The sequence below is a fragment of the Nocardioides sp. genome, from assembly GCF_024509035.1.
Taxonomy (GTDB): Bacteria; Actinomycetota; Actinomycetes; order Propionibacteriales; family Nocardioidaceae; genus Nocardioides.
In genome coordinates, this window is sequence record NZ_JANINT010000075.1 from 128 (window position 1) to 9252 (window position 9125).

The 9125-nt window shown below is 72.7% G+C and carries 9 protein-coding genes and 1 pseudogene; 5 read left to right on the forward strand and 5 right to left on the reverse strand.

The annotated features are described in order from the left end of the window. Positions 1–62: 62 nt before the first annotated feature. Positions 63–275: a hypothetical protein gene (locus tag Q0L15_RS06470; protein WP_296603086.1), complete on the forward strand. Its 213-nt coding sequence runs from the start codon at positions 63–65 to the stop codon at positions 273–275. Here the strand turns inward: Q0L15_RS06470 and Q0L15_RS06475 are convergent. The 3 genes from Q0L15_RS06475 to Q0L15_RS06485 all read right to left on the reverse strand — a co-directional run bounded on the left by Q0L15_RS06475 (position 272) and on the right by Q0L15_RS06485 (position 4050). Next, positions 272–1264: a LuxR C-terminal-related transcriptional regulator gene (locus Q0L15_RS06475; RefSeq protein ID WP_296603087.1), complete on the reverse strand. Its 993-nt coding sequence runs from the start codon at positions 1262–1264 to the stop codon at positions 272–274. The genes Q0L15_RS06470 and Q0L15_RS06475 overlap by 4 nt on opposite strands. 245 nt (positions 1265–1509) lie before the next feature. Continuing rightward, positions 1510–2982: a lysine--tRNA ligase gene (lysS, locus tag Q0L15_RS06480; protein ID WP_296603096.1), complete on the reverse strand. Its 1473-nt coding sequence runs from the start codon at positions 2980–2982 to the stop codon at positions 1510–1512. A gap of 69 nt (positions 2983–3051) precedes the next feature. Continuing rightward, positions 3052–4050, reverse strand: a complete 999-nt coding sequence (locus tag Q0L15_RS06485) for a putative sulfate exporter family transporter (RefSeq protein WP_296603090.1) — start codon at positions 4048–4050, stop codon at positions 3052–3054. A 101-nt stretch (positions 4051–4151) separates the two neighbouring features. Between Q0L15_RS06485 and Q0L15_RS06490 the strand changes: the two genes are divergently transcribed. Beyond that, on the forward strand, positions 4152–5045 hold the full coding sequence (locus Q0L15_RS06490; protein WP_296603091.1) for a LysR family transcriptional regulator: 894 nt from the start codon (positions 4152–4154) through the stop codon (positions 5043–5045). Between the two features lie 27 nt (positions 5046–5072). On the opposite strand, the gene Q0L15_RS06495 is transcribed toward Q0L15_RS06490, so the two are convergent. Next, positions 5073–5519 (reverse strand): DUF3151 domain-containing protein, encoded by a 447-nt coding sequence (locus tag Q0L15_RS06495; RefSeq protein WP_296603092.1) that lies wholly within the window; start codon positions 5517–5519, stop codon positions 5073–5075. Between the two features lie 36 nt (positions 5520–5555). Here Q0L15_RS06495 and Q0L15_RS06500 point away from each other — a divergent pair, with 36 nt between their 5' ends. Continuing rightward, positions 5556–7058, forward strand: coding sequence for a DHA2 family efflux MFS transporter permease subunit (locus Q0L15_RS06500; RefSeq protein WP_296603093.1), 1503 nt, complete (start codon positions 5556–5558; stop codon positions 7056–7058). 69 nt (positions 7059–7127) lie between these two features. Here Q0L15_RS06500 and fbaA read toward each other — a convergent pair whose 3' ends face one another. After that, positions 7128–8024, reverse strand: coding sequence for a class II fructose-bisphosphate aldolase (fbaA, locus tag Q0L15_RS06505; RefSeq protein ID WP_296603094.1), 897 nt, complete (start codon positions 8022–8024; stop codon positions 7128–7130). Between the two features lie 152 nt (positions 8025–8176). On the opposite strand from fbaA, the gene Q0L15_RS06510 reads away from it, so the two are divergent. Both Q0L15_RS06510 and Q0L15_RS06515 read left to right on the forward strand, forming a co-directional pair. Then, on the forward strand, positions 8177–8665 hold the full coding sequence (locus tag Q0L15_RS06510; RefSeq protein WP_296603095.1) for a TIGR00725 family protein: 489 nt from the start codon (positions 8177–8179) through the stop codon (positions 8663–8665). 33 nt (positions 8666–8698) lie between these two features. Beyond that, positions 8699–9125, forward strand: a pseudogene (locus tag Q0L15_RS06515) (hypothetical protein); the annotation flags it as partial.

Consider the following 9125-nt stretch of genomic DNA (forward strand, 5'->3'; position numbering starts at 1 on the left):
CGCAGCCGCCCGACCACCGCCACCCCGCGCAGACCGTCAGGCGCCTCTCCTAGGGTGACGACATGTACCTCGAGAACATCGTGTTCGACGCGGTGGAGCCGCAGCGGGTGGGCCGGTTCTGGGAGGCGGCGCTCGGCTGCGAGCGGCTGACGGACGAGGAGGCGGGCTACGAGACCCGGCTGGCCGTCGAGGGGGGCCGGTGCTCGACCTGTGCTTCCAGAAGGTCGGCGGACCCGTCGGGCAACGAGTTCTGCGTGCTGCGCGCCTACCTCTAGAGCCAGCCGCGGCGCACGGCCTCGGCGCCGGCCTGGAACCGGGAGTCCGCGCCGAGCTCGCTCATCAGGTCGGCGACCCGGCGGCGCACGGTGCGCAGGCTCAGGCCGAGCTGGCGGGCGATCTGCTCGTCCTGGGCGCCCGTGGCCAGCTGCCGCAGCAGGAAGGCCCGCAGGTCGGGTCGTCCGTCGCGCTGCTCGAGCTCGGGCACCGGTGAGGCGCGTTCCCACATCATCTCGAACAGCAGTCCCATCGCCTCGACGATGCCCTGCTGGCGCACCAGCGTGCGCGGCTCGTCGAAGAAGCCGAGCGGCTCGGGCACCACGGCGTGCGTGTTGCCGATGATGAACATCCGGGTCGGCACCTCCGGAAGCACCCGGATCTGCTCGCCGGCCTCGGCCCGCGCCCGGACGATCTCCGGCGCCTCGCGCAGCACCCGCACCGGATAGATGGCCCGCGAGCGCCGCCCGGAGGCGACGAGCTCGCGGACGACCTCGAGCATGTGGCTCTCGCGGTTGACCCGCCACTGGTCGGGCCGCAGCCAGCACAGGTCCCCCTTGCTCTGCCGGATGAGCGCGGCGATCAGGGGCCGGGGATCGCCGCCCGAGCTGACCTCGCCGTCGATGGGCGACACGTCGTCGACCTCGCCCTCGGCGGGCCGGGCGGCGTGCGCGGCCAGGAGCGGTACGGCGTTGGCCAGCGCAGTCAGCTCGGCGTGGGCGTGCGAGGCCACCTTGCTCAGCTCGACGATCAGCCGGGCCAACGCCTGAGCGGGTGGCTCGACGTGCACCCGGTCGTCGACCACGCGCACGATCTGTCGTTCCAGCAGGGGCCCGAGGTCCGTCATCAGCTGCTCGGGCGAGCGGAGCATCGCCGTCGCGACGAACGCCAGCCGCTGGCCGGAGTGGCGCACCACCTGCTCGTAGGTGCGCTCCACCGACGGGCTGAACCCGAGGGCGGCGAGGACGGTGGTCGGTTCTGAGCGTGCCATCGCGGCATCTTAATCTGGCATCTTAGTGACACGGGCCACTTCTGCCCGTCTGGCACGGAGATGTCAATGAGAGAATTCCGCAGGCGCAGTCGGCCGCGCACCGATCTCGGGGCCTGGCCAACACTGGTACGACCCACATCGGGGGATGAGGTCGGTCCGGTGATGCGCAGGCGGGAAGCCGGGGCCACACGGGTAGGGCCCCGGCACCCGCCGACCACTCGGCGGGCCGACGTCGGCTCAGCGCCTCAGCGCTCGGCCTCCGGCTTGAGCAGCGGGAACAGGATCGTCTCGCGGATGCCCACCCCGGTGAGCAGCATGACGAGCCGGTCGACGCCGATGCCGGTGCCGCCCATGGGCGGGGCGCCGTACTCCAGGGCCCGCAGGAAGTCCTCGTCGAGCTGCATCGCCTCGGCGTCGCCGCCGGCCGCGAGGAGGGACTGCTCGGTCAGCCGCTCGCGCTGGATCACCGGGTCCACGAGCTCGGAGTAGCTCGGCGCGAGCTCCATGCCGCCGATGATGAGGTCCCAGGCCTCGACCAGACCGGGCTTGGAGCGGTGCTGCCGGGCCAGCGGGCGCACGGACTCGGGGTAGTCGCAGACGAACGTGGGCTGCACGAGCGTGTGCTCGACGAGCTGCTCGTAGATCTCGAGGATGATCTCGCCAGCACCCCAGCCGGGCTTGAGCGCGATCTCGCGCGCCTCGGCGAGACCACGCAGGACCGCGGCGTTGTCGTCGGTCTCGTCGGTGGAGATCTCCTCGCCGAGCGCCTCGGAGACGGCCTCGGCGATCGGCAGCCACCGCCACTCCCCCGAGAGATCGATCTCCCGGCCGTGGTGGTCCACGATCGTGGTGCCGACACCGGCCGCCTCGGCGGCGTTGAGCACGATCGCGCGGGTGCGCTCGGCGGCGGTGAACTGGTCGCCGTAGGCCTCGTAGAACTCCAGCATCGTGAACTCGGGGCTGTGCGTGGAGTCCACACCCTCGTTGCGGAAGATCCGTCCCATCTCGTAGACGCGGTCCACCCCGCCCACGACCGCGCGCTTGAGGAAGAGCTCCAGCGCGATGCGCAACGTCATGTCCTGGTCGAACGCGTTCAAGTGGGTGTTGAACGGCCGGGCGGCGGCGCCGCCGTGCACCATCTGCAGGATCGGCGTCTCGACCTCGAGGAAGCCGGCATCGTCCAGGGTCGACCTGATCGAGCGGAGGACGGCCGCGCGGGTGCGGACCATGTCGCGCGCCTCCTGGCGCACGATGAGGTCGGCGTACCGCTGCCGGACCCGCGACTCCTCCGAGAGCTCCTTGTGCAGCACCGGCAGCGGCCGCAGCGCCTTGGAGGCCATCGCCCACGACGTCGCCATCACCGAGAGCTCACCGCGCTTGGAGGAGATCACCCGGCCCTCGACGGCCACGTGGTCACCGAGGTCGACGGTGTGCTTCCAGTCCTCGAGCGCCTCCTCGCCCACCTCGGCGAGGCTCAGCATCACCTGGAGCCGGGTGCCGATGCCCTCCTGCAGGGTGGCGAAGCAGAGCTTGCCGGTGTTGCGGATGAACACCACCCGACCGGTGATCGCGACGACGTCCTGGGTCTCCTCGCCGGCCTCGAGGTGGCCCCACGTCTCGCGCACCTGCGCGAGGGTGTGGGTGCGCTGCACCCCGACCGGATAGGCCTCGCGGCCCTGCTCGAGCAGCCGCGCCCGCTTGGCCCGGCGTACCCGCATCTGGTCGGGCAGGTCGTCCTCGGGCGTGGGGGTCGCGGCGGTGTCAGTCACCGGGCAAGGCTACCGACGTCAGCCGGCCACGAACGCGGCCGGGAGCCCGAGCAGCGAGACGAGCACCGTCGCGCCGGCGGCGAGCAGGAGCAGCGGAGCGCCGGTACGCCGCAGCACGGCCGGCTCGAGCGCGCACCCGAGAGCGAACATCGCCGCTGCGAGGGTGCCGGCCTGGACGAGCGCCGCGACGTCGAGCACCGCGGTCGGGACGGGCAGCAGGGTGCGGACCAGCACGCAGCCCAGGAACGCCGCGACGAACGCCGGCACCAGGGGTGGTCGTGCTCCCACCGCCTCCGTCCGGCGCGTGCGCGCCGCGAGCACGGCCAGCACCGGCGCCAGCAGCAGCACCCGCGCCAGCTTGACCGCGACCGCCACCGGCACCGCCGCCGCGCCGACGAGGCCGCCGGCCACGACCACCTGACCGACCTCGTGGATCGACGCCCCGGACCAGGCACCGGCCGCCACCTGGTCGAACCCGGCCAGGCCGGCGAGCGCCGGGATCAGCAGCATGGCGACACTGCCGAAGACCACCACGAGCGACACGGCGGCGGCCGCGCCGTCCGGGCCCCGGCTCCGCGGACGGCGTACGCCGTCGACGGCCACCACGGCCGCGGCTCCGCAGATCGAGAACCCGCAAGCGACCAGCAGCGCGGTGTCACCGGGCACCCCGAGCCACCGGGCGAGCGCCAGGGTCAGCGTGATGCCCAGCCCCACGACCCCGACGACCACCACGAGCACCGGCCACCCGAGGGCGAGGATCTGCGGCAGCGCCAGCTGCAGGCCGAGCAGCGCGACCCCCACCCGGAGCACCCGGCGGGAGGCCACGCCCAGACCGGGCCGCAACCGCTCGCCGACCCCGCCGCCGGCCGCCAGCGCGACGCCGAGCACGATCGCCACCAGGGTCGGGCTCAGCGCCGGGACGACCGCGTGGGCCCCGAGCGCCACGGCGCCGCCGCCGGCGGCCAGCGCCAGGCCGGGCGCGAGCTCCGAGGTTCCGGGCAGACGAGGGGCGACCATGGCTCCAGCCTCGGTCGTGACGGCCCGGCCCGGTAGCCGTCGATCCGGCCAGGACCCATGCGCAGGTGATATGAGCAGCCGGTGAGCCATATCATCTGAGCATGTCCACGCGTCCCGACCTGACCGCGCTCGACCTGTTGGTCCGGGTCGCCGAGACCGGGTCGCTGGGCGCCGCGGCACGGGCGGTCGGCATCGCCCAGCCCAACGCGTCGCGATCCTTGAGCCGCCTCGAGCGCCAGCTCGCGGTGACGCTGCTGGTCCGCACGCCGAGTGGCTCGCGGATCACCCCCGAGGGCGAGGTCGTGGTGGCGTGGGCGCGCGAGGCACTGACGGCGGTCGACCGGATCACGCTCGGAGCCCGCTCGCTCGCGGAGCAGCGCGCCGCCCACGTCGCGGTCGCCGCCAGCCTCACGATCGCGGAGTACCTCGCGCCCCGCTGGCTGGCCCGGTTCCGCCGCGCCCACCCCGACCTGCACCTGAGCCTCGAGGTCGCCAACTCCGTCGACGTCGTGGCCCGCGTCGAGCGCGGCGAGGTGGCCGTGGGCTTCGTCGAGTCGCCGCGGGTGCCCGACTCGGTGTCGTCGACGACCGTGTCCCGCGACGCGCTCGTGGTGGTCGTTGACCCCGAGCACGCCTGGGCCCGCCGGCGTACGCCGCTCTCGCCCGAGGAGCTCGTCGGGTCCGACCTGATCCTGCGCGAGGCCGGCTCCGGCACCCGCGAGACGCTGGTCCGGGCGCTGGCCCGCGCCGGCCTGGAGCTCGGCCCCTCGCGCCTCGAGCTGGCCAGCACGGCGGCGGTCAAGGCCGCCGCCGCGCAGGGCGAGGCGCCGGCGGTGCTCAGCGAGCTGGCCGTCGGAGCCGACGTCGCGGCCGGTCAGCTGGTGGTCGTGCCGGTGGCCGGCCTCGACCTCACCAGGGCGCTGCGAGCGGTGTGGCTGCCCAGCCGGCGCCCCGAGGGGGCGCTGGCCGAGCTGGTCCGCATCGCCCGCAGCTGACCGCCTGGACCTGAGGGCAGGTCGCGATCAGTCCTCGACGTCGGCGAGCAGCTCGTCGTACGCCTCCGGGCTGGAGTCGCGCAGGAACTGCGCGCACCGCTCCCACTCGGCGGTCTCACCGATCTGGCGCGCGGCGAGCGCCAGCAGCGCCAGCGCCTGGAGGAACCCGCGGTTGGGCTCGTGCGACCACGGCACGGGACCGTGGCCCTTCCAGCCGTTGCGACGCAGCTGGTCGAGGCTGCGGTGGTAGCCCACCCGCGCGTAGGCGTAGACGGTCACCATGTCGTCGAGGTCCTGGGCCTGGTCGGCCAGGACCATCGCCAGGGTCGCCCACGCGATCGGCGACTCGGGGTGTCGCCGGACGATCTCCATCACGTCCGCGCCCTCCACCAGCTCGGCCGCAGCGGGGTCCTCGGGGAGGTGGGTCGGCGGGGGGCCCGCCATCAGGTCGGCACCGGGAGTCAGGGAGTTCATGGAACGATTGTCCATGGGTGGGTGTTGAGTACCGCTGTGACCCAACCCACCACCTCCTCCAGCGAGATCACGACGCCCGAGGAGAAGGAGGCGTGGCCGGCGCTCTTCGCGCTGTGCATCGGCTTCTTCATGATCCTCGTGGACACCACGATCGTCTCGGTCGCGACCCCGGCGATCATCGAAGACCTGCAGGCCGACGTGAACGACGTCGTCTGGGTGACCAGCGCCTACCTGCTGGCCTACGCCGTCCCGGTGCTGATCACCGGCCGTCTCGGTGATCGCTTCGGCCCCAAGCGCCTCTACCTCGCAGGCCTGACCGTGTTCACGCTCGCCTCGCTGTGGTGCGGGCTCACCGGCAGCATCGAGGGGCTGATCGCGGCCCGCGTCGTCCAGGGCGTCGGCGCCTCGATGATCACGCCGCAGACGATGGCGATCATCACCCGCATCTTCCCGGCCGCTCGTCGCGGCGCGGCGATGTCCCTGTGGGGCGCGACCGCCGGTGTCGCCACGCTCGTCGGCCCGATCCTCGGCGGCGTCCTGGTCGACGGCCTCGGCTGGGAGTGGATCTTCTTCATCAACGTGCCCGTCGGCCTCATCGGCTTCGTCCTCGCGGTGCGCCTGGTGCCGCGGCTCGAGACCCACACCCACCGCTTCGACTGGCTCGGCGTCGCACTCAGCGGCGTGGGCATGTTCCTGCTGGTCTTCGGCATCCAGGAGGGTCACCAGTACGACTGGAACGGCGTCATCCTGACGATGATCGGTGCCGGGCTCGTGGTGCTCGGGCTCTTCGTGACCTGGCAGGCCCGCAACACCCGCGAGCCGCTCGTGCCGCTGCGGCTGTTCGCCGACCGCAACTTCTCCCTCGCCAACGTCGCGATCTCGGCGATGGGCTTCGCGATGACCGCGATGGCGATCCCGCTGATGATCTGGGCCCAGGTGGTCCGCGACCTCAGCCCGACCCGCTCGGCACTGCTGCTCGTGCCGATGGCGATCATGACGATCGCACTGGCCCGCACCGTGGGTGGTCTCACCGACCGCGTCCACCCGCGACTGATCACCAGCTTCGGGTTCACCTGCATCATCGGGTCGCTGGTGTGGCTCGCGATGCTGATGACGCCCGACGCCGCCATCTGGTGGCTCGTCCTGCCGATGCTGCTGCTCGGCGTCGGCAACGCCTGCGTGTGGGCACCCAACAGCGCCACGGCCACCCGCAACCTGCCGCTCCAGCTGGCCGGGGCCGGGTCGGGGGTCTACAACGCCACCCGCCAGATGGGGGCCGTGCTCGGCTCGGCCGCGATCGCCGTGCTCATCGACTCGCGGCTCGCCGCCGAGGGCCTGCCGCCGTTCACCGGTGAGGGCGCCAGCGGCAAGGTCAGCCTGCCACCGGCCGTCGCCGACCACTTCAGCCAGGCGATGTCGACCTCGCTGCTGCTGACCCCCGCGGTCCTCGTCCTGGGACTGGCGGCGGCGTTGATGTTCGAGAAGCCGGGCCACGCCGGGTTCGCAGGCGCACCCCATCCGGCCGCGGCCGCCGACTGATCACGCCGAGAAGCACGAGACCCCGCCCGGACCAGTCCGGGCGGGGTCTGCGCGTTCGAGCGGGGTGCGTCAGCCGATCGAGTGACCGGCGGCGCGCAGGTTCTGGCAAGCCTCGACCACGCGGGCGGCCATGCCGGCCTCGGCAGCCTTGCCCCAGGCGCGCGGGTCGTACATCTTCTTGTTGCCGACCTCGCCGTCGATCTTGAGGACGCCGTCGTAGTTCTGGAACATGTGCGTCGCCACCGGGCGGGTGAAGGCGTACTGGGTGTCGGTGTCGATGTTCATCTTCACGACGCCGCGGAGCTTGACGTTGCCCGGCTTGTAGACGCCGTGCACGTTGCCGAAGGTCAGGGCGGTCATGTAGCGACCGTTCTCACCGGCGCCGAGGGCCGCGACCGTGGCGAGCGCGTCGGCCGGGGTCGTGTAGAGCTTGTCGTTGATCTCGCCGACGACACCGTCCTCCTCGCCACCGACGACGCCGATCTCGACCTCGAGGATGATGTGGGCGGCGGCGCACTTGGCGAGCAGCTCCTGGGCGATCTCGAGGTTCTCCTCCAGCGGCACGGCCGAGCCGTCCCACATGTGGGACTGGAAGAGCGGGGCCTCGCCGCGGGCGACCCGCTCGGCGGAGATCTCGAGCAGCGGGCGCACGAAGCCGTCGAGCTTGCCCTTGGGGCAGTGGTCGGTGTGCAGCGCCACGTTGATCGGGTAGTTCTTGGCGACCTCGGCGGCGTACGCCGCGAAGGCGACCGAGCCGGTGACCATGTTCTTGATCGTCGGGCCGGAGAAGTACTCGGCGCCGCCGGTGGAGACCTGGATGATGCCGTCGGACCCGGCGTCAGCGAAGCCCTGCAGGGCCGCGTTGAGCGTCTGCGACGACGAGACGTTGATGGCCGGGAAGGCGAACGAGTTCTTCTTCGCCGCATCCAGCATCTCGGCGTACTTCTCGGGGGTGGCGATGGGCATGCGGACTCCTCGTGCGAAACGACTTGAACAGATCGACTTCGACCCTAGTGCCTGCCTGAAGGGCCCCCTAGGGACCTCTGGCCCGGGATCAGGGGACGGGCGGTCCCCGAGGATCCGCAGGTCAGCGCCCTACCCGCGCGTAGCCTCGACGCATGACCCTCACCGGCGGGCTCCTGTCCGGTCGATACGTCGCCGTGGTGGGCCCCGCCGACGGCGCTCGGCCCACGGACCTCGAGCACGCCGAGGCGGTGGGCCGGCTCCTCGCCGAGCTCGGCGCGATCCTGCTGACCGGCGGCCACCACGGGGTGATGGCCGCGGCCGCCCGGGGCTCCCGCTCCGCCGGTGGCGTCTCGATCGGGCTGCTGCCCGGCGACGACCGCTCCGCGGGCATCCCCGATCACACCTACCTGCTGCCGACCGGTCTGGGCGAGCTCCGCAACGGGCTGCTGGTGCGCGCCGCCGACGCCGTCATCGCGGTCGGGTGCAGCTGGGGCACGCTCAGCGAGATCGCGCTGGCCCGCCGTACCGGCGTCCCGTTGGTGCTTCTCGACCCCTGGGAGCTGCCCGCCGACGTCGGCCGGGTCGCCGATGGGCCGGACGACGCCGTCGCAGCCGTGGTCGAACTTCTCCGGTCCCGCTGACAACTTGTGCGGCCCGAGCTACGTATCCCTCGCATGGACACCGACATCCGCGACGAGATCGAGCGCTCCTTCGGCGACGGCCCGCCGCTCACCGGCGAGGACGACCTGCTCCACCGTGCGCGCGGGAGCCTCCGGCGACGGCGGCTGGCCGAGACCGGGTCCGCACTGGCCGCCGTGGTCGTGGCGGTGACGGCAGTGAGCCTGATCGCGCCCGGCGGCGACGGCGCGCCCTCACCGGCCGGACCGGCCGGTGGCGGGGCCTCCCACGGCTCGGCTCCGGACCCCGCGTCTCCCACGGCGGCGACACCGGCGCCTTCCCAGCCCGCCCCGGCGGTGATCCAGGATGCCGGCGTCCCGGCCCGGTGGGGCCCGATGACCCAGATCGACGGGCCGCACGTCTCGCCACGCCTGCGCATCCACCGCACGTGGGAGGACCCGTGGAACCTCGACCTGCCGGCCG

Bases quoted from the DNA above. Each gene is read 5' to 3' on its own strand.
- Q0L15_RS06475 (WP_296603087.1), bottom strand. From the start codon at position 1,264: ATGGCACGCTCAGAACCGACCACCGTCCTCGCCGCCCTCGGGTTCAGC.
- Q0L15_RS06490 (WP_296603091.1), top strand. From the start codon at position 4,152: ATGTCCACGCGTCCCGACCTGACCGCGCTCGACCTGTTGGTCCGGGTC.
- Q0L15_RS06510 (WP_296603095.1), top strand. From the start codon at position 8,177: ATGACCCTCACCGGCGGGCTCCTGTCCGGTCGATACGTCGCCGTGGTG.
- Q0L15_RS06485 (WP_296603090.1), bottom strand. From the start codon at position 4,050: ATGGTCGCCCCTCGTCTGCCCGGAACCTCGGAGCTCGCGCCCGGCCTG.
- lysS (WP_296603096.1), bottom strand. From the start codon at position 2,982: ATGCGGGTACGCCGGGCCAAGCGGGCGCGGCTGCTCGAGCAGGGCCGC.
- fbaA (WP_296603094.1), bottom strand. From the start codon at position 8,024: ATGCCCATCGCCACCCCCGAGAAGTACGCCGAGATGCTGGATGCGGCG.
- Q0L15_RS06470 (WP_296603086.1), top strand. From the start codon at position 63: ATGTACCTCGAGAACATCGTGTTCGACGCGGTGGAGCCGCAGCGGGTG.
- Q0L15_RS06495 (WP_296603092.1), bottom strand. From the start codon at position 5,519: ATGAACTCCCTGACTCCCGGTGCCGACCTGATGGCGGGCCCCCCGCCG.